At 63.5% G+C, this 23,314-nt stretch carries 20 protein-coding genes and 1 tRNA gene; 13 read left to right on the top strand and 8 right to left on the bottom strand.

Annotation, left to right across the window (positions count from 1 at the left end):
* Positions 1 to 53: 53 nt before the first annotated feature.
* Together RUGAMON1_RS17065 and recQ are read left to right on the top strand one after the other, a co-directional pair.
* A complete protein-coding gene (locus RUGAMON1_RS17065) occupies positions 54 to 890 on the top strand; it encodes an undecaprenyl-diphosphate phosphatase (RefSeq protein ID WP_445231626.1) in 837 nt (278 codons plus the stop codon).
* Positions 891 to 930: 40 nt separating this feature from the next.
* Positions 931 to 2,754, top strand: a complete 1,824-nt coding sequence (recQ, locus tag RUGAMON1_RS17060) for a DNA helicase RecQ (protein WP_445231625.1) — start codon at positions 931 to 933, stop codon at positions 2,752 to 2,754.
* A 12-nt stretch (positions 2,755 to 2,766) separates the two neighbouring features.
* On the opposite strand, the gene RUGAMON1_RS17055 is transcribed toward recQ, so the two are convergent.
* On the bottom strand, positions 2,767 to 4,500 hold the full coding sequence (locus RUGAMON1_RS17055) for a putative bifunctional diguanylate cyclase/phosphodiesterase (protein ID WP_445231624.1): 1,734 nt from the start codon (positions 4,498 to 4,500) through the stop codon (positions 2,767 to 2,769).
* Positions 4,501 to 4,657: 157 nt separating this feature from the next.
* Positions 4,658 to 5,305: an NADPH-dependent F420 reductase gene (locus tag RUGAMON1_RS17050; RefSeq protein WP_445231623.1), complete on the bottom strand. Its 648-nt coding sequence runs from the start codon at positions 5,303 to 5,305 to the stop codon at positions 4,658 to 4,660.
* 123 nt (positions 5,306 to 5,428) lie between these two features.
* Here RUGAMON1_RS17050 and RUGAMON1_RS17045 point away from each other — a divergent pair, with 123 nt between their 5' ends.
* Both RUGAMON1_RS17045 and RUGAMON1_RS17040 read left to right on the top strand, forming a co-directional pair.
* Positions 5,429 to 6,352, top strand: coding sequence for a LysR family transcriptional regulator (locus tag RUGAMON1_RS17045; RefSeq protein WP_445231622.1), 924 nt, complete (start codon positions 5,429 to 5,431; stop codon positions 6,350 to 6,352).
* A 13-nt stretch (positions 6,353 to 6,365) separates the two neighbouring features.
* Positions 6,366 to 6,869 carry a DUF1993 family protein gene (locus RUGAMON1_RS17040; protein ID WP_445231621.1) on the top strand — a complete coding sequence of 168 codons (504 nt, stop codon included), beginning with the start codon at positions 6,366 to 6,368 and terminating at the stop codon, positions 6,867 to 6,869.
* On the opposite strand, the gene RUGAMON1_RS17035 is transcribed toward RUGAMON1_RS17040, so the two are convergent.
* On the bottom strand, positions 6,859 to 7,785 hold the full coding sequence (locus RUGAMON1_RS17035) for an AraC family transcriptional regulator (RefSeq protein ID WP_445231620.1): 927 nt from the start codon (positions 7,783 to 7,785) through the stop codon (positions 6,859 to 6,861). The genes RUGAMON1_RS17040 and RUGAMON1_RS17035 overlap by 11 nt on opposite strands.
* Positions 7,786 to 7,909: 124 nt before the next feature.
* On the opposite strand from RUGAMON1_RS17035, the gene RUGAMON1_RS17030 reads away from it, so the two are divergent.
* From RUGAMON1_RS17030 to RUGAMON1_RS17015, 4 genes are read left to right on the top strand one after another with little or no spacing between them, the layout of a single operon-like run.
* The gene (locus tag RUGAMON1_RS17030; RefSeq protein WP_217944877.1) at positions 7,910 to 8,806 is read left to right on the top strand and encodes a DMT family transporter; all 897 of its coding nucleotides are present in this window, start codon (positions 7,910 to 7,912) and stop codon (positions 8,804 to 8,806) included.
* 14 nt (positions 8,807 to 8,820) lie between these two features.
* The gene (locus tag RUGAMON1_RS17025; RefSeq protein ID WP_445231619.1) at positions 8,821 to 10,599 is read left to right on the top strand and encodes an amidohydrolase; all 1,779 of its coding nucleotides are present in this window, start codon (positions 8,821 to 8,823) and stop codon (positions 10,597 to 10,599) included.
* 40 nt (positions 10,600 to 10,639) lie between these two features.
* Positions 10,640 to 11,149: a hypothetical protein gene (locus tag RUGAMON1_RS17020; RefSeq protein WP_445231618.1), complete on the top strand. Its 510-nt coding sequence runs from the start codon at positions 10,640 to 10,642 to the stop codon at positions 11,147 to 11,149.
* The gene (locus RUGAMON1_RS17015) at positions 11,149 to 11,883 is read left to right on the top strand and encodes a transporter substrate-binding domain-containing protein (RefSeq protein WP_445231617.1); all 735 of its coding nucleotides are present in this window, start codon (positions 11,149 to 11,151) and stop codon (positions 11,881 to 11,883) included. Before RUGAMON1_RS17020 ends, RUGAMON1_RS17015 begins: the two co-directional genes overlap by 1 nt.
* On the opposite strand, the gene trmB is transcribed toward RUGAMON1_RS17015, so the two are convergent.
* Complete coding sequence (trmB, locus tag RUGAMON1_RS17010) at positions 11,884 to 12,564, bottom strand: tRNA (guanosine(46)-N7)-methyltransferase TrmB (protein ID WP_020700835.1); 681 nt, start codon at positions 12,562 to 12,564, stop codon at positions 11,884 to 11,886.
* Positions 12,565 to 12,796: 232 nt separating this feature from the next.
* Between trmB and RUGAMON1_RS17005 the strand changes: the two genes are divergently transcribed.
* Together RUGAMON1_RS17005 and RUGAMON1_RS17000 are read left to right on the top strand one after the other, a co-directional pair.
* Positions 12,797 to 14,137, top strand: coding sequence for a GH1 family beta-glucosidase (locus tag RUGAMON1_RS17005; RefSeq protein WP_445231616.1), 1,341 nt, complete (start codon positions 12,797 to 12,799; stop codon positions 14,135 to 14,137).
* 103 nt (positions 14,138 to 14,240) lie between these two features.
* Positions 14,241 to 15,617: an MFS transporter gene (locus RUGAMON1_RS17000; protein ID WP_445231615.1), complete on the top strand. Its 1,377-nt coding sequence runs from the start codon at positions 14,241 to 14,243 to the stop codon at positions 15,615 to 15,617.
* Between the two features lie 154 nt (positions 15,618 to 15,771).
* Here the strand turns inward: RUGAMON1_RS17000 and RUGAMON1_RS16995 are convergent, their stop codons facing one another.
* Positions 15,772 to 18,237: a TonB-dependent receptor gene (locus RUGAMON1_RS16995; RefSeq protein WP_445231614.1), complete on the bottom strand. Its 2,466-nt coding sequence runs from the start codon at positions 18,235 to 18,237 to the stop codon at positions 15,772 to 15,774.
* A 250-nt stretch (positions 18,238 to 18,487) separates the two neighbouring features.
* On the opposite strand from RUGAMON1_RS16995, the gene RUGAMON1_RS16990 reads away from it, so the two are divergent.
* Positions 18,488 to 20,059, top strand: coding sequence for a tryptophan halogenase family protein (locus RUGAMON1_RS16990; protein ID WP_445231613.1), 1,572 nt, complete (start codon positions 18,488 to 18,490; stop codon positions 20,057 to 20,059).
* 109 nt (positions 20,060 to 20,168) lie between these two features.
* Positions 20,169 to 21,050 (top strand): hypothetical protein, encoded by an 882-nt coding sequence (locus tag RUGAMON1_RS16985; RefSeq protein ID WP_445231612.1) that lies wholly within the window; start codon positions 20,169 to 20,171, stop codon positions 21,048 to 21,050.
* A gap of 83 nt (positions 21,051 to 21,133) precedes the next feature.
* Here RUGAMON1_RS16985 and RUGAMON1_RS16980 read toward each other — a convergent pair whose 3' ends face one another.
* Both RUGAMON1_RS16980 and RUGAMON1_RS16975 read right to left on the bottom strand, forming a co-directional pair.
* Positions 21,134 to 22,138 (bottom strand): alpha/beta fold hydrolase, encoded by a 1,005-nt coding sequence (locus RUGAMON1_RS16980; protein WP_445231611.1) that lies wholly within the window; start codon positions 22,136 to 22,138, stop codon positions 21,134 to 21,136.
* Positions 22,135 to 22,554, bottom strand: a complete 420-nt coding sequence (locus RUGAMON1_RS16975; protein WP_445231610.1) for an organic hydroperoxide resistance protein — start codon at positions 22,552 to 22,554, stop codon at positions 22,135 to 22,137. The genes RUGAMON1_RS16980 and RUGAMON1_RS16975 overlap by 4 nt, the downstream gene beginning before the upstream one ends.
* 156 nt (positions 22,555 to 22,710) lie before the next feature.
* Between RUGAMON1_RS16975 and RUGAMON1_RS16970 the strand changes: the two genes are divergently transcribed.
* Positions 22,711 to 23,178, top strand: a complete 468-nt coding sequence (locus RUGAMON1_RS16970) for a MarR family winged helix-turn-helix transcriptional regulator (RefSeq protein WP_445231609.1) — start codon at positions 22,711 to 22,713, stop codon at positions 23,176 to 23,178.
* Positions 23,179 to 23,207: 29 nt separating this feature from the next.
* Here the strand turns inward: RUGAMON1_RS16970 and RUGAMON1_RS16965 are convergent.
* Positions 23,208 to 23,281 (bottom strand) — tRNA-Gly (locus tag RUGAMON1_RS16965).
* Positions 23,282 to 23,314: the final 33 nt, after the last annotated feature.

Below are 23,314 nucleotides of genomic sequence, written 5' to 3'. Positions count from 1 at the left end.
TCGACCCCGGCGCTGTGACAGAGCCTCCCTCCCACCAACTTATAACTTACTTCATGGATATCGTTCTCGCACTCAAAGCCCTGATCATGGGCCTGGTTGAAGGTTTCACGGAATTTCTGCCGATCTCGTCGACCGGCCATTTGATTCTGGCGGAACACCTGCTCGGCTTCCACGGCATGGAAGAAAAAATGAAAGTGTTCGAGATCGTCATCCAGGCGGGCGCCATCTTCGCCGTCTGCTGGGAATACCGCGCGCGCATCGCCGCCGTGCTGACCGGCCTGGGCGACCCGAAACAGCAGCGCTTCGCACTCAACGTGCTGATCGCCTTCCTGCCGGCCGCCGTGCTGGGCGTGCTGTTCAACAAGGCCATCAAGGCCAAGCTGTTCGCGCCGGTGCCGGTGGCGCTGGCCTTCATCGTCGGCGGCTTCGTCATCCTGTGGGTGGAAAAGCGCGAGAAAGCCAATCCGGCCATGTCCCGCATCAATTCGGTGGACGACATCACGCCGATGGACGCCATCAAGATCGGCATCGCCCAGGCGTTCGCGCTGATCCCCGGCACCAGCCGCTCCGGCGCCACCATCATGGGCAGCATGATCTTCGGCCTGTCGCGCAAGGTGGCGACCGAGTTCTCGTTCTTCCTGGCTATCCCCACGCTGCTGGGCGCCACCGTGTATTCGCTGTACAAGGAGCGCGCGCTGTTGTCGGCCTCCGACCTGCCGCTGTTTTCGATCGGCACCGTGGCGGCCTTCGTCTCGGCCTTCCTGTGCGTGCGCTGGCTGCTGCGTTACATCAGCTCGCACACCTTCACCGCGTTCGCGTGGTATCGCATCGCCTTCGGCCTGATGGTGCTGGTCACCGGTTACACCGGCGTGATCGTCTGGGCCGATTAAACCTTAGTCGTAGTTTTGTTGTCGGAATCGAGTAGTAGAAATGGATCATCAGGAAAATAACGAGCGCGCCCTTCAGCTGCTGCAAACCGTGTTCGGTTACCCGGCCTTCCGCGGACAGCAGGCGGAGATCGTCGGCCATGTCAGCGGTGGCGGCGACGCGCTGGTCCTGATGCCCACCGGCGGCGGCAAGTCGCTGTGCTACCAGATACCCGCGCTGGTGCGCGACGGCGTCGGCGTGGTCATCTCGCCGCTGATCGCGCTGATGCAGGACCAGGTGGACGCGCTGGCCGAAGTGGGCGTGCGCGCCGCCTTCCTCAACTCCACCCAGACCTACGAGGAAGCCAACCGCATCGAGCGGCTGGTGCGCACCGGCGAGATCGACCTGGTCTACGTGGCGCCCGAGCGCCTGATGACGGAGCGCTGCCTGAACCTGTTCCAGGCGTCGAAGATCGCGCTGTTCGCCATCGACGAGGCGCATTGCGTATCGCAATGGGGGCATGACTTCCGGCCCGAGTACATCAAGCTGTCGGTGCTGCACGAGCAGTTCCCCAACGTGCCGCGCATCGCGCTCACCGCCACCGCCGACCAGCAGACCCGCGCCGAGATCGTCCACCGCCTGCAACTGGGCGACGCGATGCAGTTCGTGTCCTCGTTCGACCGTCCCAACATCCGCTACCAGATCGTCGAGAAAGCCAACGGCCGCAAGCAGCTGCTGGACTTCATCACCACCGAGCATGGCGGCGACTGCGGCATCGTCTACTGCCTGTCGCGCAAGAAGGTCGAGGAGACCGCCGAATTCCTCAACGAGAACGGCGTGCGGGCCATGGCCTACCACGCCGGCATGGACCACGCCAAGCGTTCGGCCAACCAGGCCAAGTTCCTGCGCGAAGAGAACATCGTCATGTGCGCCACCATCGCCTTCGGCATGGGCATCGACAAACCCAACGTGCGCTTCGTCTGCCACCTGGACCTGCCCAAGAGTATCGAAGGCTACTACCAGGAGACCGGCCGCGCCGGCCGCGACGGCGAACCGTCCAGCGCCTGGATGGCCTACGGCTTGCAGGACGTGGTGCTGCAACGGCGGATGATCGACGAATCGGAGGCCGACGAAACCTTCAAGCGCGTGCTGGGCACCAAGCTCGATGCGATGCTGGGCCTGTGCGAAACGCTGAGCTGCCGGCGCGTGCGCCTGCTCGACTATTTCGGCGAAGCCTCCGGCCCTTGCGGCAACTGCGATACCTGTTTGATCCCGCCGGTGTCGTTCGACGGCACGGTGCCGGTGCAGAAGCTGCTGTCGGCGGTGTACCGCGTCGACCAGCGCTTCGCGGCCGGCCATGTGATCGAAGTGCTGCGCGGTGTCGAGACGGACCGCATCAAGACCTGGCATCACGATTCGCTGTCGGTGTTCGGCATCGGCGCCGACCGCAGCGAGCAGGAATGGCGCGCGATCCTGCGCCAGGTGATCGCGCTCGGGCTGGTGACGGTCGACCATGAGCAATACAGCTCTTTGAAACTGACCGACGCCGCGCGGCCGGTGCTCAAGGGCGGACAGAAAGTGCAGCTGCGCCAGTACCAGAAGCCGGTCAAGCAGAAGAGCGCGGGCCGCGCCTCCAAGGGTTATGTGGAGAGCGACCTGTCGCCGCGCGAGCAGGCCATCTTCGACAAGCTGCGCTGGTGGCGGGTGGAGACGGCGCGCGCGCACGACGTGGCGGCCTACATCATCTTCAACGACGCCACGCTGCGCGAGATCGCCAAGGCGCGTCCGACCACCTTGTCCGACCTGCGCGGCATCTCCGGCGTCGGCGAGAAAAAGCTGGCGTCCTACGGCGACGAGATCGTCGCCATGATCAGCGAGATGGAATAAGCCGGGCAAGCATCAGTCTGCGACCTGGAATTTCAGCAATTTCGAAATGGTCTCGGCAGGAACTGGCTTGCTGAAAAAATTGCCCTGCAAAATCTCACAACCCTCGCGTCTGAAAAACGACACCTGTTCCGGTGACTCCACCCCTTCGACGATGATTTTCAGCCGCAGGGTGTGGGCCAGCGTGATGATCGCGCTGACGACCGAGCAGCTGTCCTGGTCCGCAGGAATGCGTTCCAGGAAAGAGCGGTCAAGCTTGACCTTGTCCACCGGCAGCCCGCGCAACTTGCTGAGCGCCGAATAGCCGGTCCCGAAGTCATCAATGGCGATCGTGACGCCCAGCGACCGTAATCGCGCCAGCGTCGCCGATCCTGGCCCATCGGTTTCGACCGCCTGATGCTCGGTAATCTCGATCTCGATGTCCTTCCCGGACAGCTTGTTTTCCTCCAGGATGCGCTCGACATGACTGGACAGTTCGGCATAGAGCAATTCGCGCGGACACAGGTTGATGCACATTTTAAGGTCCGTCAGACCTTGCGCCTGCCATCTTGCGAACTGCGCACAGGCCTCCGTCACTACCCATAAGCTGATCTCCAGCATCTGGCCCGAGTCGATTGCCAGAGCGATAATCTCTTCAATCGGATGGCTTGCCAGCGCCGCGTCCTGGCAACGTAGCAAAGCCTCCACCGCCACGATGTTTTCGCTGAGGGCATCGACTTGCGGCTGGTACTCCAGGCGAAACGCATGCGCCTGCACCGAGCGCTTCAGGCTGGCGATCAGCTCGGCCTTGTTGTGTGCCTCGGCATCAAGTTGCTTGGAGTAATAATGGTAGCCGCCATGACTGCGTTCATTCTTGATTTTGTATAGGGCCAGATCAGCCTTGCGCATCAGCTCATCCTGGTCGTTTGCGTCGCTTGGAAAGACGGCGATACCAATGCTGACGCCGATGACCACTTCATGACCGTCGAGCTGAAATGGATTGGACAGCGCCTCGATCAGTTTTAGCGCCAGGCTTGCTCCGACTTCGGGTGTATGCACATTTGCCTGCAACACGACAAATTCATCGCCGCCCAGACGCGCGACAAAGTCGGAGTCGCGTATGGTGTTGCGAATACAGCGCGCCACGTGCTGCAGCAATCTGTCCCCGGTCTGATGCCCCCAACGGTCGTTGATCTGCTTGAAATTATTCAGATCCATGATATGGAATAGAAGCAAATTGCCATTGCGAACCGCCGCTGCCGACATTTCTTTCAGTCGCTCCTCCAGCTCCGAACGGTTACCCACACCGGTCAACAGATCAATCCGCGCCATTTGCGCACGCTCCGTTTCAACCCGCCTGCGTTCGGTTTCGTCACGGAGAATTTTCAGATATCCGGTGATCTCGCTGTTGAAGTTTCGGATCGGGGTCATCACGCCGTCGGCCCAAAAAACCGAACCATCCTTTCGACGGTGCCAGCGCACATCGTCGCTGCGGCCGGTATCGCGAGCGTTGCTAAGCTCCCGCTCGGGTACGCCGTTGTCATTGTCTTCCGACGTAAAGATGAGCGCGAGTGGCTTGCCGACTATCTCGTCGGGCAAATAGCCAAATACCAGTTCCGCTCCTTTGTTCCAAGAGACGATATTCCCTCTTGTGTCGGTGGTGATAATTGCATATTCAATTGCCGAGGCGAATATCGCATCCAGCAAGCCGGGGTTGGCTTTGTCGGTCGGCTGAAGGGGAAATGTGCTGCGGTTCTTTCTGGTGGCCATGGCGATCTCCCACTGTAGGACGATCGGCCAGAGTACCGTAAATAGAATGTGCGATTTATATGCCAGATCAATACGACGCTCATTTCCTTTAGACTTCGACGGCTGCCACCTCGCGAGATGGACCAGGACCTCGCGAGATGGACTAGGTCACGACCGATCAGATCCGGACGAAGTTGTGCGTCGACAGCGTGCCAAAAGGCAGCGACGCCAACGGACCACCGACGTCCAGCGCGCCCAGGTCGATCGGGAAGAAACCGGCGCCTTCCATGATGCCGCGCACTTCGGCCTTGGCGGCGGCGTCGTCGCCCGAGTAGAACAACACGCGCTTGCCGCCTGCCGTCTCCGGCTCCTTCAGCACATTGACGTCGTTGTGGTTGAACGCCTTGACCACGCGTGCACCAGGGACCAATTGCCGGATGACCTGGCTGGAGTGCTTGCCGCCCAGATCGACCGCCTTGATCCCATATGCCGCCAGCGGATTGCTGGCATCGTTCGCATCGGGCGACGTCGTGGGATCGAAGAACTCCACCGGGTTGGTGCCGTCGATCACGATGCGACCGTTCCACGCGGGCAGGCTGCCCAGCACTTTCTCCGCATCGACCCAGCGGACCGCAACCAGCACCATGTCGGCGCTTGCAGCTTCTTCCACCGTGCCAGCCTTGATGGACGGCCCCAGCTCTTTGACCAGGTCGGCCAGCGAGGCAGGCCCACGGCTATTGGAGATGATGGCCGAGAGTCCTTGTTTAGCGAGTATGCGAGCGAAGTTGGAGCCGAGGGCGCCCGAGCCAATGATGCCGATAGTCATGATATTTCCTTTAAAGATTAAGTGGATAAACTGTTTGCTGAGTTGAATTCTAGGGCTGGATCGCTTCCAGCGTTAGTAGCAACCGACTATAATCAGTTTCAATCATCACTTGAAGGCAAAGTCTTGGAAACCCTGGCCAACCTGGAATCCTTCGTGCGCAGCGCCGAGAGCGGCAGCTTTTCCGCCGCAGCCCGCCGGCTGGGTTTGACGCCGGCGGCAGTGAGCCGGAACGTTGCGCTGCTGGAGCGCAATCTTGGGGTGCGGCTGTTTATGCGCAGCACGCGTGGCCTGACGCTGAGCGAAGCGGGCGAACGTTTTCGGCACTCGGTACAGGGCGGTCTGGATAATATTCAGGAAGCGATTGCCGACATCAAGGTCAACGCCGGGCAACCGGCCGGCGTGTTGAAGCTGAGCGCCGCGCCGGGATTCGGCATGGATTATCTGCTGCCGCTGATGCCGGCGTTTCTCGAACGTTATCCGGGCGTGATACCCGATTGGGTGTTCGACAGCCGTCCGCTGGACCTGATCGCCGGCGGCTTCGATGCGGCCATCGGCGCCGGCTTTGAGCTGCCGCCCGGTATGGTGGCGCGCGAACTGGCTCGCATACATTTGATTGCGGTGGCGGCGCCGGCGCTATTGCAGGGCAAGCGCCGTCCTAAAGATCCATCCGGACTTGCCGAGTTCCCCAGTGTGGTGATACGTTCTCCGTTGACGGGTCGTTTGCGGACGCAGGTCATGCGCAATAGCGCCGGCGCCGAAGTCATGGCCAAGCAGCAGGCTATCATGCTGGTCAACGATCCGGATGCGCTCAGTCGCGCTGTGGTGCTGGGTCTTGGGGTTGGGTTGATACCAGTTCCACACGCCGCGCCGTATCTGGAAAGCGGTGCGCTGGTGCGCTTGCTGCCGAACTGGTATGGCGATGTCGGGGCGATCTCCCTGTATTTCACCAGCCAGAAACTGCTGCCGGCGAAGACGCGCGTCTTTATCGATTTTGTTGTCGAGGCATTTCGCGCGCAGAATCTGCCGCAAATCCTCTCCGCCAAATAACCTGGCTTTGACTATGCACACACCGATTATTTTTACCCGCTATCTCGGCCAACTGGCCGGCATGGTCGAGAAAGTGAAGCCGCATCCGGCGATCCTCAAGGCGCGGTTACATGCGGAGATGCTGCCGTTTGCCTCGCAGGTGCGGGCCACCTGCAATTTCGCACTGAGGGGCTGCTGTCCGCTGGCGGACCTGCCGCCGGTGAGTTTCGAAGGCGCCGAGCTGTCCTTGGCCGCGCTGGCCAAGCAGATCGACGACACCATCGCCTACATCGCCGCGATTCCTGCGCGGCGCTTTGACGGCGCGGCCGAACGCCTGTGCCATGACCGCGCCGGCTTCGCCGACATCGCGCTGCCCGGCGACGAATATCTGAACCTCTACATCCTGCCCAACTTCTACTTCCACTTCAGCATGGCCTACGCGATCGCGCGCAGCCACGGAGCGGATATCGGCAAGCAGGACTTCGACGGCTATCACCTGTACGCGCCGGGCTTCTCGTTCGAAAAGCCTACGACGTAACGATGCTGCGGTAACGGCTGGGCGGCGCACCGACGCTGTCGCGGAAGCGGTGGCTGAAGTGGCTCAGGTCCGCATAACCGCAAGCGTCGGCGATCTGCTGCAAGGGTTGGTCGGTGGTCTTCAGCAGCTGGCGCGCATGCTCCACGCGGCGCGCCGCGATCCACGCCGACGGCGGCATACCGAACGAGATCCTGAACATGCGCGCCAGGTGGTATTCCGACATGCATGCCAGTTGCGCCAGCATGCCCAGCGAGATGTTCTGTGCCAGATTCGCCTCGATGTAATCGGCCAATCGCCGCCGCACCACCGGCGCCAGCCCGCCGCGCACGCGCTGCTGGTGCTGCGGCATCGACTGCGACAGCAGCAGGTGGCTCAAGGTCTCGTGCGCCGCCTCGTTGGCTCGCAGCTGGCCGTCCGCGCCTTCCCATGACATGTTCGCCAGCCCGGCGCACAGGCGGCCGATGCGTTCATGTTCGAAGTAGGTACGGTCGGCCAGCGTAATCTCGCGCGGCTCGCGATCCAGCTCCACCACCGCACGTCGCGTGAAATGCTCGGGCAGGAAGTAGACGTGCAGGAAGCGCAGCGGTCCGCGCACCGTCCAGCTGGACTCGTGCCAGTCCGGCAGCGTGCATAGGCGCTCCGGCGCGCCGTACAGGCCGGGCAGCTCGTCGCGTTCGGTGCGATAGCCGCCCCCCATGTAGTAGGACAGCGTATGGTGGCCCGGCTTGTTGTAGCTGGTCTCGGCCACCTCGGTATCGCGGCGCCAGATGGCCACCGCCAGCTCGTCGCCCAGCCAGGCGAAACGCTCCAGCACCGCGTCCGTTTCGGACATGGTGCGGAACACCGCGTGCGAAATCAACCCGTCCGGCGCGCGGGCGGGGGTGGCTTCGGTGGCGTTGGAGGGGCGGGCTGGCACGGCGCGAACATTCAGTAAGAGTTGACTTAAAGTCTAGCACGGAGCGCCCACTCCCCGCTGGCGGCCGGCCGATTTGCGCAATTTCAGACAAGCGCCGCCCGCGCGCACCCGGCATGCTGGCGGCATGAATATCTTCCTCTACCTGCTCACCGTCCTGATCTGGGGTACCACCTGGATCGCCATCACCTTCCAGCTGGGCGTGGTGCCGGCGCCGGTGTCGATCGCCTACCGCTTCTGGCTGGCCGCCGCCGTGCTGATGGGATTCTTGCTCGTCACCCGCAAGCCGTGGTGGCCGCCGCGCCAGGCCTGGCGCTACCTGTTCGCCCAGGGCCTGGCGTTGTTCTGCCTGAATTTCCTGTGCTTCTACTACGCCAGCCAGTGGATCACCAGCGGCCTGGAGGCCGTGGTGTTCTCCACCGCGCCGATCTGGAACGCCATCAACGGCCGCATCTTCCTCGGCCGGCCGATCCGCCGCCAGGTGATGATGGGCGCCCTGCTCGGCCTGACCGGCATCGTGCTGCTGTTTTCACCGCAGATGGCCGGCCACTGGAACGACAGCAAGGTGATGATGGGCCTTGCGCTGACCCTGGGCGGCACGCTGTGCTTCTCGTGCGGGAACCTGCTGTCGAGCCGCATGCAGTCGCTGGGCCTGACGCCGTGGCTGACCAACACCTGGGCCATGCTGATCGGTTCCACCACCTTGGGCGTGGCGGCGCTGGCGCTGGGCATGCCGTTCGCGCTGGAGCCGAGCACGCGCTACGTTGGCGCGCTGCTGTACCTGGCGATCCCCGGCTCGGTGATCGGCTTCACCGCCTACCTGTTGCTGGTCGGCCGCATAGGACCGGACCGCGCGGCCTATTCCACGGTATTATTCCCCATCGTGGCACTGACCATTTCAACGATCTACGAAGGCTACCACTGGACGCCGACGGCCCTGGCCGGGCTGGCGCTGGTACTGGCGGGGAATCTGCTGGCGTTCCTGCCGCTGGCCCCGCGCACCAAAGCGATGGGAGCCGCATAAAAACAGGGGAATACATGAACCGATACGTCGCCGCGCTGATGCTGGCACTCGCAGGACCGGCGGTCGCCGCCGCGCCGCCGGCCGACACCATCTACCGCAACGGCTACATCTACACCGTCGACGCCAGGGACAGCGTGCAGCAGGCGCTGGCCGTGCGCGCCGGCCGCATCGTCTACGTCGGCGACAATGCCGGCGCCAAGCCGCTGACCGGCAAGAAGACCAAAGTCATCGACCTGCACGGCCGCATGCTGATGCCCGGCCTGGTCGACGGCCATATGCACCCGCAATCGGGCGGCAGCCGCCTGCTCAATTGCAGCCTCGATTACGCCGCGCTGACCGTCGCGCAATTCCAGTCGCGCATCCAGGCCTGCCTGGACAAGGACAAGAAGTCCGACGCCGGCCGCTGGCTGGTGGTGGTCAACTGGTTCCAGCAAGGGATGCTGCCGGACGGCGTGGAAACCACCGCCGCCACGCTCGACGCGCTGAAGACCGAACGCCCCGTCATCGTGCGCTCGTCCTTCGGCCACTCGGCGCTGCTCAATTCAAAAGGCGTGCAACTGGCCGGCATCAAGCGCGACACGCCCGATCCAGCCGGCGGCAAGATCACCCGCGACGCCAAGGGGGACGCCACCGGACTGCTTGAAGACGCCGCGCAGGACATGGCGATGAACCTGCTGCCGCCGCTGACGGTGGCCGAAAACCTGGCCGCCTCCAAGGCCGCGCTGGCGGCGATGCGCAAGCAGGGCATCACCAGCTTCCTCGACGCCTACACCGATCCCGAAACCATGACCGCCTTCGCCGACCTGCACCGGCAGGGCAAGCTGACGGCGCGCGCGCACTTCGCTGTGCTGATCGCCCTCGATAAAGGCGCCACGCCGCAAAGCGCGGTGGCCGAACTGCTCAAGCAGCAGACGCAGTTCGACCAGGGGCCGACCAGGGTCGCGCCGTCGATGCAGGTGCGCCACGCCAAACTCTTCATGGACGGCGTGATCTCCGCTCCGGCCTTCACCGGCGCCATGCTGGAGCCCTACCTGGTCAACAAGGGCACGGTGGACAAGCCGGACTGGCAGCCCGGCGCCAGCACCGGCCCGGCCAGCTACTTCTCACCCGAAGCGTTGAAGACCACGCTGACGGAACTGGCCAACGCCCACATCGATCCGCACATCCACGTCGACGGCGACCGCGCCGTGCGCGAATCGCTGGACGCCATCGAATACCTGCGCTCCACGCCGGCCGGCAAGGACGTCCGCCCCGCGCTGGCGCACGATGAAATCGTCGCCCCGGCCGACTACCCGCGCTTCGCCAAGCTGGATGTGACGCCGGTGCTGTCCTTCCAGTGGGGGAAACCGGCGCCCGACACCGTGGGCGCGCTGAAGGACTACATGGGCCCACAACGCTACGCCATCGTCGAGCCGCAGGCGCTGCTGCTGAACGCCGGCGCGCGCATCGCCTATGGCAGCGACTGGCCAGTCGATCCGCTCGACGAATGGTTCGCGCTGAAGGTCGGCGTGACCCGCACCGCCGCGCCGGACGCCGGCAAGGAATACGCCGGCACGCTGGGACCGCAGCCCGGCATGCCGCGCGCCGCCGTGCTGCGCGCCATCACGCTCAACGCCGCCTACACGCTGCGGCAGGAGACGCTGACCGGATCGCTGGAGCCGGGCAAGCTGGCCGACATGATCGTATTGGACCGGAATTTCTTCACCATCCCGGCCGAGGACATCGCCAACATCAAGGTGCTGCAAACTATGGTGGGGGGCAAAATTGTGTATCAGGCCAGGGGCATGCGTTAAGATGTCGGCCTTTAGATAAACAGGCATAAACAGGCCCGCCATGGAACTCGTCATCTCCCTGCTGATCATTGCCGTCACCGGCCTGGTGGTCTACGCAATCATCAAGACCAATCCGGCCAAGCCGATGCCGCTGCCGGCGCGTCCCGCCACGCCCTACGAACCGAAGCTGCCGGAAGACGCTCCCGCGCTGCACTGGTCCGACGACGGCCGCTTCCTGGTCGAAGTGGTCAACGAATCGCGCTACCAGGCCACGCTCAAGGCGCTGGCCGGCGACCACGGCGACCAGGCCGCCGCAACGCCCTACCTGGCCACGCTGGTGCCGGACGATGTCAATCCCTACGAAAGCGCCGCCGTTGCGGTCTTCCTCAACGGCCGCATGACGGGCTACCTGTCGCCCAAGGCATCCATGACCTTCCGCGCGCTGTTGAAGCACAAGGAAATCGAAGGCCAGGTCACCAGCTGCGAGGCGCAGGTGCGCGGCGGTGGCGTGTGGCAGAGCGGCCACCTGGCCTATGTCGTGGTGCTGGACATGGAGCCGTTGGAAAAGTGATGAAGACGTTCGTTTTGTCCCTGCTGATGGCGGCAGGCGCTGTATCAGCCCAGCCCTCGGCCCAGCCGCTTGTGCTTCACTACGCGCAAAGCCCGCCGCTGCAATATGCCGACACGCGCGGCGTGCTGACGGGCCATGCCGCCACCCCTGCCCTCGCCGCGCTCACCGTGGCCGGCATTCCATTTGTCGTGCGCCAGACGCCGGCCAAGCAGCAGCTGGTGCTGATGCAGGCGGCCGAGCAGGAACCCGCCTGCATGCTGGGCTGGTTGCAAACGCCGGAGCGCGAACGCATCGGCAGATTCTCGGAAGTGGTGTATGAGGACAAGCGCCCATTCGCGCTGACCTGGAGCGGCAACCCCGCCATGCACGACGAGGAAGCGTTGAAGGATACGCTGACCGACAAGCAGCTGCGCGTGGTGGTGAAAAAAGGCGCATCCTACGGCACGACGATCGACCGCGGCCTGCTGCGCTACAAGACGCCGACCATCCCGAGCAGCGCGGACAGCCAGCAGCTGCTGGACATGCTGCGCCGGCACAGCATCGATTACTTCTTCATCACGGAGGAGGAATTGGAGGAAGCGGTCAAGGCCTCGGGCTATCCGGCCTCGCACTACAAGCGCATCTACTTCTCCGACCTGTACAAAGGCTACGAGCGTCGCCTGTGGTGCAGCAAGTCGGTGCCGGACGAGACGTTCAAACGCTTGAACGCCGCCATCGTCCGGCTGCGCAAATAATTACTTCTTGGTGAAGACCAGGTCCCACACGCCGTGGCCCAGTTTCAGGCCGCGGTTTTCAAACTTGGTCAGCGGACGATAGGCCGGCTGCGGCGCGTAACCGTCGGCGGTATTCTGCAGGCCTTCTTCCGCGCCCAGCACTTCCAGCATCTGCACCGCGTAGTCTTCCCAGTCGGTGGCGCAATGCAGGTAGCCACCCACGGCCAGCTTCTGCACCAGCAGCTTGACGAACGGCGACTGGATCAGGCGGCGCTTGTTGTGGCGCGCCTTGTGCCATGGATCCGGGAAGTAGATATGCACGCCATGCAGCGAGCCGTCCGGGATCATCTGGTTCAGCACTTCCACCGCGTCGTGCTGGATCGCCTTCAGGTTGGTCAGGCCCTGTTCCTCGATCAGCTTGAGCAGACTGCCCACGCCGGGCGTATGCACTTCCACGCCGATGAAGTCCTTTTCCGGCATCACGCCGGCGATGTGCGCCGTGGTGCCGCCCATGCCGAAGCCGATCTCCAGCACCACCGGCGCCTTGCGGCCGAAGACCTGCTCATAGTCGAGCGGCGTCTTGGCGTATTCGATCATGTACTTCGGGCTCAACTCCTCCAGCGCGCGCGCCTGCGCGGTCGACAGGCGGCCTGCACGCGTGACGAAGCTGCGGATGCGGTGTTCGGTCGGGTCGTAGAGCATCGGCCGCGCTGGGCCGTCTTTAGGGGTATCGGAAGACATGTGATGGAGTGAGTCGATGAATTATGAGGCAGCATTATATCAGTCACCCCTTCGCCATCTCCAGCACCCCGCTTCAGCAAAAGATTGACACCCCGTTTGACTTGAGGTCTAATCGAGTCAGGAGGCGTGAAATCGTTTTCAAACGTCAAAATGCCCTGTTTCGCACCCTGTTAATCCACAAAAACGACTACCCATGACCGATTTCACTCAATTTCCTTCCTCATTTATCTGGGGCGTCGCCACCAGCGCCTTCCAGATTGAAGGCGGCGCTGCAGCCGACGGCAAAGGCCCGTCGATCTGGGACACCTTCAGCCACACGCCCGGCAAAGTCATCGACGGCAGCAACGGCGACGTCGCCTGCGACCACTACCACCGCTACCCGGAAGACGTGGCCATCATGTCCGGCATGGGCGTGGACGCTTACCGCTTCTCGATGGCCTGGTCGCGCGTGCAGCCAACGGGCAAAGGCGCCTGGAACGAAGCCGGCTTCGCCTTCTATGACCGCCTGCTGTCCGAACTGGAGGCCAAGGGCATAGACGCCCACGTCACTCTCTACCACTGGGACCTGCCGCAGGGCCTGCAGGACGACGGCGGCTGGCTCAATCGCGACACCGCCTACCGCTTTGCGGAATATGCCGGCGAAGTGGCGCGTCGTTTTGGCTCGCGCTTGAAAACGATTGCAACGCACAACGAGCCATGGTGCACGGCCAACCTGGGCTACGGCAACGGGCAGTTCGCGCCGGGCGTGGCGGACCCCAAGCAGGCTATCCAGGTATCGCACCACCTGCTGCTGTCGCACGGGCTGGCGATGCAGGCCATGCGCGCCGTCGGCAGCCCGGCGCAGCTGGGCATCGTGCTCAATCAGTGGACCGCCGACGCGGCCACCGACAGCGCGGCCGACAAGGCGCTGGCGGAATTCGAATACGCCCGCTCGGTGCAGTGGTTCATGGACCCCATCTTCAAGGGCAAGTACCCGGAACTGGCGCTGCAGGGCCACGGCGACAACGCGCCGGAGATCCACGAGAACGACTTCAAGGACATCCAGCACAAGATCGACTTCCTCGGCGTGAACTACTACTTCCGCGCCTACTGCTCGGCCGAGACGCCGCCGCGCCAGCCGGAAGCGAAGCTGGGCACCACCGACATGGGCTGGGAGATCTTCCCCGACGGCCTGACCGAGCTGCTGCTGAAACTGAAGGCGGAATACGATCTGCCGCCGATCTACATCACCGAGAACGGCATGGCCAACCCGGACGTGATCGTCGACGGCGAGATCCCGGACGACGCGCGCATCGATTTCGTGCTGCGCCACCTGAAGGCGCTGAACGACGCGCGCCTGCAGGGGGTGGATATCCAGGGCTACTTTCTTTGGAGCCTGCTCGATAACTTCGAGTGGAACTCCGGCTATGCGAAGCGCTTCGGCATCGTCCACGTCGACTATGCGACGCAGAAGCGGACCTTGAAGCACAGCGCGCACTGGTACCGCGAGTACCTGCTGAAACAAAGGCCGCAACGCACCGCGCACGCGGCCTAGAGCAAGCGTTTTATCCCCGCCGGCGCAGATGCCGGCGTTTTCCTTTCTACAGGCCGCAGAGCCTGATGCATTACACTCCAACGAGAATAACGAGGACGACATCATGCAAACCGCACCATCCGCCGTGCCACCGCAGGAACAGCAAGCACCGCAGGCCTCCGCCGCAGCCAGCCCACCCCCATCGCTATTGCGCGCCATGTTCGCGCGCGGCACGCCGATGCTGTGGGTCCCCAGCGGGTATTTCGCGATGGCGCTGACCTACATGATGCTCACCAGCGTCACCTCCATCATGTTCAAGAACCTGGGCATGGACAACGGCCAGGCCGCGCAGTACGCCAGCTACCTGATCCTGGCCTACACCATCAAGCCGCTGTTCGCGCCCTTCGTTGAAATGTACCGCACCAAGAAGTTCTTCGTGCTGTGCGCGCAGCTGATCATCGGCCTCGGTTTCGCCGGCGTGGCGCTGGCGATGTCGCTGCCGGACTACATGGTGGTGATGGTGTTCATGTTCGGCGTGCTGTCGCTGGTCGGCGCCACGCAGGACATCGCGTCCGACGGCGTGTACGTCACCTCGTTGGACGCCAAGACGCAGTCGCTGTTCTGCGGCATCCAGAGCCTGAGCTGGAACATCGGACCCATCGTCGCCTCGGGCGGCATGGTGTATTTGAGCGGCTGGCTGCATACGCACTACTTCCACCACCAGGCCGGCGTGTTCGGGCCGGAGTGGATCGAATCGTGGCGCATCATCTTCTTCATCGTGGCGGCGATCACCATCGTGGCGGCGCTGTGGCATATGCGCGTGATGCCGGACGGCGCCAAGGCGGAGAACGCGCCAAAGTCGGTGGCCGAAGCGGCCTTCATCCTCAAGGATTCCTTTGTCACTTTCTTCCAGAAGCGCGACGTGTGGCTGATGGTGTTGTTTGCCTTCCTGTTCCGGCTCAGTATCGGGCTGCTGGAAAAGATCGGGCCCTTCTTTATGGTCGATCCGGTGGCGCAAGGCGGACTGGGATTGTCGAACGAGATGCTGGGACTGATCTACGGCACCTATGGCCTGATCGCGGTGCTGCTAGGTTCCCTGCTGGGCGGGATCTTCGTCGCGCGGCGCGGGCTGCCGGCAACCTTGTTCGTGCTGTGCTGCGCGGTCAACATCCCCAACGTGACCTTCCTCCTGATGAGCATCTACCAGCCGCACGACCTGCTGATCATCAGCGCCGGCGTGGCGATCGAGAAGTTCTTCTTTGGTTTCGGTTCGGTGGGCTTCATGATCTACCTGATGCAGCAGCTGGCGCCGGGCAAATACACCACCACGCACTATGCGTTCGGCACGGGCCTGATGGGTTTGTGCATGATGGTCACCGGCATCGTCAGCGGCCATTTGCAGCAGGCCTTAGGTTATGTGCACTACTTCTGGCTGGTGATGGCCGCCACGATCCCATCGTTCATCGTCACCTGGTACGCACCGTTCCACCACAAAGACTAAACCCGCAAAGCAGTATCTAAAAGAAGGCCGGCGCCAAAAACGCCGGTCTTTTTTGTTGCCTCAACCCGGAGTCAAAAAAACCCCTCGGCCTTTGCAGGACGAGGGGCTGGAAGACCACTACAACAACACTGGGACTACATGAAAAACTCTTTGCTTAGAACGACTTGCCGACGTTGATGCCGAAGGTGCGCGGCGGCAGGTACTGCGCTTGCCACGGGCCGTTGGCGTTCATCGCGCTGGTCTTGATCTTCGCGTCTTCCGCGTTGCGGATATAAGCGTCGAAGTACCACTTCGAATCAGCATCGAAGCGCAGGCCAAGGTCGGTACGGGTGTAGGACTTCTGCTTGTCCGGCTCACCCAGGTTGAACACGCTCAGCCAGCTGGCCGTTTCGTAGTGCGCGCTGATGCGCGGGATCAGCGTACCGTTGGCCAGTGCGAAGCTGTGCTGGTACATCATCTGCGCGCTGAACTTCGGCGAGTGCGGCATGGTGTTGCCGCTGACGTCCAGGCACGGATTGGTGATGCCTGGAACCGTGCAAGCCGGCAGCACATAGTCGTTACTGCCGCCGATCAGGTGCTTCAGCGTGGCGTTGGTGTACGCGGCGGTGAACTGCACGCGGTCGATCGGCGTGATCTTGGCCGCGATTTCGGTCTCCAGGCCCCATACTTTGGCGCCTTCGGCATTGTTGGTTGCCAAGCCGCGGGTGCCGTCCGCATACGTCACCGGCGCGTTGAACTGGAAGTCCTTGAACTTCTCGTAATACGCCGAATTGTTCATCCGCACCGTGCCGCCCAGGAAGGTGCTCTTCGAGCCGATTTCGTAGTTGGTCATCGTTTCGGAACCGTATGGCACGCCGCCATCCTGCAAACCGCCCGACTTGTAGCCGGTCGATACGCTGGCGTAGACCATGTTGTTCTTGTCGATCTCGTAGCTTACGCGTACCAGGCCGGTGAGCTTGTGGTCGTTGAACACGCCGTCGTTATGCTGATAGGTCGAGAAGCCGGTGCCGCCGCCCAGTGGATTCATCGAAGGGCTCACCGGAATCTGCGGCGCGTCCGAATTGCTCCAGCCGTTGTTGGTGCCGCCGATGTTCTTGCGTTCATCCGAGGTGTAGCGCAGGCCGCCGGTCACGTGGAGGGCATCGCTGGCATTCCAGGTGCTCTGGCCAAAGACGGACTTCGATTCCACGGTTTCCTTGGGCTGGATGAAGGAACCCTGCCAGTTCACGGTGCCCTGCTGGGTGCCGTTCATGATCGGGATGTCGAAACGGATGCCGTTGTCTTCATTGGCGTAGTACAGGCCAAGCAGCCAATCCACATCACGCTTGCCGGTCGACTGGATTTCCAGTTCGTGGCTGTAGTTCTTGTACTTGGACCAGACGGTGTTGTTGGCCTGGTACCCGCCGCCGCCGGCGGCGTTGGCCTTGCTGGTGAAGCTGTTCGGGATATTGGCGCCGCCATCCTGGTCGAAGGTCGATGAGCCGTTGAAGCGCGAGTAGCCGGCGATGTAGGCCAGGCTGATGTCCTTGTTGATCTCGTAGTCGACGCGGCTGCGCACCGAGTGCGAATCGCGATTGACGCTAGGCGCCGTATCGATCAGCGCCGACCAGAAGTCCTCGCCTGCGCGCGGGGTTTGCATCAGGTTCATGCTTGGCGTGCCGCGGTCCATGTAGTGCTCGTACGCGACGTTCCATTTCAGGCCAGGCGTCGGCTGCCACAGGAAGCTCAGTCGCGCCGCGCTCTGGTCCTGCGCGCTGTACTTCTGATTGTTGTTGACGAACAGGTTCTGGTTGATCGGCTGGAAGGCGATCGGGTTGCCCGGATGGGCGGCGTTCCACTTGGCGATGACCGGATCGGCCGCCGCATGCTGGTCCGCCAGCGACAGGTTGGGCGCGTTCTGATAGCTGACGTAGCCGTTGTGCTGCTCGTGCACCACCGCCACGCGCATCGCCATGGTGTCGCTGATCGGGATGTTGAACGCGCCGCGCGCGCCCAGGCGGGCGAAATTGCCGTAGCCCGCTTCGAAGTTACCGGCGCTGCTGCCGATTTCCGGTTTCACGGTCTGCATATTGACTGCGCCAACCGTGGAGTTGCGGCCCCACAGCGTGCCTTGCGGGCCGCGCAGCACTTCGATCGCGTCCAGGTCGAACAGCAGCGCGGTCGCGCCTTCCGGACGCGGCGAATAGATGCCGTCGACGAAGCTGGCCACTTCAGGATCGGCGTATTCGGTCTTGGCGCTGTCGTTGCCGATGCCGCGCAAGGTCATGGTGATCACGCCATGGTCGCCCTGGCCGGTGGCGGCGAAGCCTGGCACCAGGTTGACCACGTCCTGCAGGGTCTGCACGTGGTTATCGTCCAGCACCGCTGCATTCAGCGCGGTCACCGCGACCGGGGTCTTTTGCAGCGAAGTGGAACGCTTGGTCGCGGTGACATACACCTCGGTGATGGTCGAGGAAGTTTTATCGGCGGCGCTGGCGACGGCGATAGACTGCTCGGGGGCCGGCGCTTCGGCCGGGGTGGCCGCATAGGCGGTGACGCTGGTGCCGGCCATCAGGGCGAGGATGGCCAACTGGATCGGGGACGGCAAGCGCTTCCCGGACTGCGGTACGTGGACGTTCATAAGTCTCCTTTTGCGTAGCGATCGCCGAGGGGTTGGGCGTGCCACATTTATCATCGTGGAAATCGATCTCATGTTGTTTGAAATCGTTTTCAAATTCACTGAAAACGTTTTCGTTATTTGTGAAATCGATTTCATGGTACATAATTCAAATCCCGGATGTCAATTTAAAAATTGTAGCGGCGTTGTTTCCCTGACATGCCAGACGGCGTTTCGAGAGGCTGCACACTCTACCGATGGAGACCAAAATAAAATGAAAACGATGCCAACATCCGTCAAAAACGTGCTGATCGTCGGCGGCGGCACCGCCGGCTGGCTGACGGCGGCCTTCCTGGCCCGCACCCTGGGCGCCGGCGCCGACGAAAACAGCGTGCGCATCACGCTGGTGGAATCGAAGGAAATCGGCATCATCGGCGTCGGCGAAGGCACCTTCCCGTCGATCCGCGGCACGCTGGCCGCCATCGGCATCGACGAAGCGCGCTTCATCCGCGAATGCCACGCCACCTTCAAGCAGGGCATCAAGTTCACCGACTGGGTGCGCCCTCCCGGCGCGCCCGGCAACGACCACTACTTCCACCCTTTCAGCCTGCCCAGCCAGCGGCCCGGCGGCCCGGAGCTGCTGCCCTACTGGCTGCAGGGCGCGGCCGCGCCGGGCGCGGGCTTCGCCGCCGCCGCCACCATGCAGAAGCGGGTGGCCGACGCAGCGCACGCCCCCAAGCGCTTTAACGACGCCGATTTCATGGGACCGCTGAACTACGCCTACCATTTCGACGCCGGCAAATTCGCCGCCCTGCTCAGCACCCACGCGCAATCGCTGGGCGTGCGCCACGTGCTGGCCACGGTGGACCGGGTGGAACTGGACGACCAGGGCGCGATCGGCGCGGTGCACACCAGGGAAGCCGGCGTGCTGACGGCCGACCTGTACATCGACTGCACCGGCTTCCGCGCGGCGCTGATCGGCGATGCGCTGGGCACGCCCTTCCGCAACATCAACGACACGCTGTTCGTCGACCGCGCGTTGGCGATGCAGGTGCCCTACGCTACGGCGGACGCGCCCATCCCCTCGTACACCATCGCCACCGCGCACGAGGCGGGATGGACCTGGGACATCGGCCTGCACCAGCGGCGCGGCATCGGCTATGTCTACTCCAGCCGCCACACCGACGATGCGCGCGCCGAGGAAGTGCTGCGCCAGTACATCGGCCCGGCCAGCGACGGCCTCAATCCGCGCCAGCTCAAGCTCAATGTGGGCTACCGCGAACAGCACTGGGTGAAGAACTGCGTGGCGGTCGGCCTGTCGGGCGGCTTCCTGGAACCGCTGGAATCGTCCGGCATCGGCCTGATCGAAACGGCGGCCTACCTGGTCAGCTACCTGTTCCCGCACGACGGCGACCTGGCGCCGGTGGCCAAGGTGTACAACGAGATGATGAAGGCGCGCTACGAGCGCATCGTCGATTTCGTCAAGCTGCACTACTGCCTCACGCAGCGCAGGGACAACGCCTTCTGGACCGACAACACCGACCCGGCCAGCATCCCGGAATCGCTGCGCGACAAGCTGTCGATGTGGCGCAACCGCGCGCCGCACCGCATGGACTTCGTGGTGGACCTGGAGATGTATCCGCCGTCCAGCTGGCAGTACGTGCTGTACGGGATGGAGTACCCGACCGCGCAGTACGCCAACGCGCGCACGCTGCCGCGCTTCGACGAGGCGCGCAAGGAGTTCCAGATGATCGAGCAGATGTCGCTGCGCGCGCTGGCCGACCTGCCCACACACCGCGCGCTGATCGAGCACTTTCTCCAGCGCGGCGAGCGCAAGACCGCCTGACCGGTATTTTGCAGGCAATACGCGCCCAGTGTACGGGCGCTAACATACGCGCGCCGGTCCACACCGCATGATGGTCTCCGCCACATCAATCAACACCACAGGAGAGACCATGCATACCCAACCACTACATGCTGGCGCAATGGCCAGCCACGAACTCGGAGACGGCTACGCCTCCGGGGTTTCGTGGGGCGCCGTGTTCGCCGGCGCCGCCGCAGCAGCCGCGCTGTCCTTCATCCTGCTGATACTCGGCATGGGCCTCGGCCTGTCGTCGGTATCGCCCTACCAGTACAACGCCACACCGCTGGGCACCGCCGCCATCGCGTGGATCGCCTTCGTGCAGTTGGCGGCCGCCGGCATCGGCGGCTATATGGCGGGACGGCTGCGCGTCAAATGGGCCAGCGTCCATGGCGATGAAGTGCACTTCCGCGACACCGCGCACGGCCTGCTGGCGTGGGCGGTGGCGACGCTGATGACCGTGGCGGTACTGGGCGGCGGCGTGCGCGCTGTGCTCAGCGGCGCCATCGACTCGGGTGCCGCAGTCGCCAGCGCCGCTGGGCCAGCCCTGGCGCGCGACGGCGGCCGCAGCAACACCTACTTCGCCGACATGCTGCTGCGTTCGCCCAACGGCGACGCCGCGACCGACGCCCAGCGCAACGAGATCAACCGCATCCTGCTCACCGACCTCCCGGCCGGCAAACTCAACGCCGACGACCGCAGCTATCTTGCGCAGCTGATCGCCAAGCGCAGCGGCCTGGCGCCGGCCGACGCCGAGCAACGCGTGGACCTGGTCTACGCGCAGGCAACGCAGGCCGCCAATGAAACCAAGGCCAAGGCGATGGCCGCCGCCGAGGAAGCCCGCAAGGCCGCCGCCCATTCCGCCTTGTGGATGTTTGTCGCCCTGCTGCTGGGTGCTTTCGTCGCCAGCCTGTTTGCCACGCTGGGCGGCCGCAACCGCGATCACGCACGCGTCATCGTGCACGCCCCTATCTAACCGGAGAATATGATGCGCTCGATACTACTGCTGTTACTCGGCATTCCCCTTCCCATCGTCATCCTGATCGCGCTGTTCGTTCACTAGTACGCGTCGACATCAATCACGGCCTGGGCGAACGCCTGCGGCGCTTCCTGCGGCAAGTTGTGGCCCACGCCCTTGATGACGCGGTGCGTGCGCTTGCCGGAGAAGCGGGCGGCATAGCCTTGGCCGTCGGTGGCCGGCGCCACGCCGTCGCTGTCGCCGTCCAGCGTGATGGTCGGCACGGCGATCACCGGAGCGGCGGCCAACTGCCGCTCCAGCGCGTCGTACTTCGGATCGCCCGACTCCACGCTCAGGCGCCAGCGGTAGTTGTGGATCACGATGGCGATGTAGTCCGGGTTGTCGAACGACGCCGCGCTGCGCTCGAAGGTGGCCTGGTCGAAGCGCCACTGCGGCGAGTTGGCCTGCCATATCAGTTTGGCGAACTCGCGGCGGTTGGCCTGGTAGCCCGCCTTGCCGCGCTCGGTGGCGAAGTAGAACTGATACCACCAGCCGTGTTCCACCTGCGGCGACAAGGGCAGCTTGTTGCGCTCGCGGTTGTTGATCAGGTAGCCGTTCACCGACACCATCGCCTTGCAGCGCTGCGGCCACAAGGCCGCGATGATGTTGGCCGTGCGCGCGCCCCAGTCGTAGCCGGCCAGGATCGCCTGGTCGATCTTCAGCGCGTCCATCAGCGCGATGATGTCCAGCGCCACCGCTGCCTGCTGGCCGTTGCGGAAGGTGGCGTCCGACAGGAGGCGCGTGCTGCCGTGGCCGCGCAGATGCGGCACGATCACCCGGTAGCCCTGCGCCGCCAGCAGCGGCGCCACCTCGGCGAAACTGTGTATATCGTATGGCCAGCCGTGCAGCAGCAGCACCGGCTTGCCGTCGGCCGGACCGGCTTCGTAGTAGCCCACATCGAGCTCGCCGGCGCGGATTTGTTTGATCGGCGCCAGCGGCCGCGGTCCCTCGGCGGCGTGTGCCAGCGAGGCGAACGGCAGTTCGGCGGCGGCCAAACCGACCGCCGCCAAGGCGCCGGTCAACAGGTTGCGGCGGCGGGTATTCATGCTGCCAGCGCCAGTTCGACGTTGATATTGCCGCGCGTGAGCTTGGAATACGGGCAGGTCTGGTGCGCCGCGTCGACCAGCGCCTGGGCCACCTCGCGCTCCAGGCCCGGCAGGCTGATATTCAGACGCGCTTGCAACAGGTAGGCGCCGTCGGCCGTGCCCAGGTCGACCTCGGCGTCCACCGCCAAGTCCGGCGGCAGCTGTACTTTCATCGCCCGCGCCGCATGCCCCATGGCGCCGATGAAGCAGGCCGACCAGCCGGCCGCGAACAGCTGTTCCGGATTGGTGCCCTGGCCGCTGCCGCCGGGCGGCGACAGCTTGAGGTCGAGACGGCCATCGCTGCTGCGGGCGCTGCCGTCGCGGCCGCCGGTGGTGTGGGTCTTGCCGGTGTACAGCACTTGTTCGATCTTGGTCATGACGGGTTTCCTTGAAGTTGATGGGCGGTTATTTAAATCGCATCCGATGCAATCGGATGAGGCGAATAATATCGCAACCAAAATCAAAGTCAAGCAGTTCCGATCAAATCGCATCCGATGTATAATTTGCGACATCCAGACCAAGAAGGAATCGCCATGACCGCCAACGCCCCCGCCCCCGCCCCAACCGAAGCACGCAAGCTGGCGGACTTCCTGTGCTTTTCGATCTACTCCGCCAACCTGGCGTTCGGCCGCGCCTACCGTCCCATCCTGGACGAGCTGGGCCTGACCTATACGCAATACATCGCGATCATCGCGCTGTGGGAGCAGGATGGCCAGACCGTGACCAGCCTGGGCGAGAAGCTGTTCCTGGAATCGAACACGCTGACACCTATCCTGAAGAAGCTGGAAGTGATGGGATACCTGCGCCGCGCGCGCGATCCGGGCGACGAACGCCAGGTGCTGGTCAGCCTGACCGACGCCGGCCGTGCGCTGCGCGAACGGGGATTGAAGATGAACCTGGTGGAAGCTTGCGGCCTGACGCCGGATGAATTCTCTGCGGTGCAGCAGGCCGTCGCCACGCTGCGCGACAACCTGATCAAAGCAAGCGCCAGCCGGGCATGACGCGCCGAAGGCGGGGCACGATACAAGTCTGGAGCGGGTGAAGGGAATCGAACCCTCGTCGTAAGCTTGGGAAGCTTCTGCTCTACCATTGAGCTACACCCGCGTGCCACGCATTCTACGCGGGTTTGTACGCGAT

This window comes from Duganella rhizosphaerae, assembly GCF_040364205.1.
In the GTDB taxonomy this organism is placed as follows: Bacteria; Pseudomonadota; Gammaproteobacteria; order Burkholderiales; family Burkholderiaceae_D; genus Rugamonas; species Rugamonas rhizosphaerae.
The sequence above is the reverse complement of the archived record's forward strand: the minus strand, read 5'-3'. Positions and strand labels throughout refer to the sequence as shown.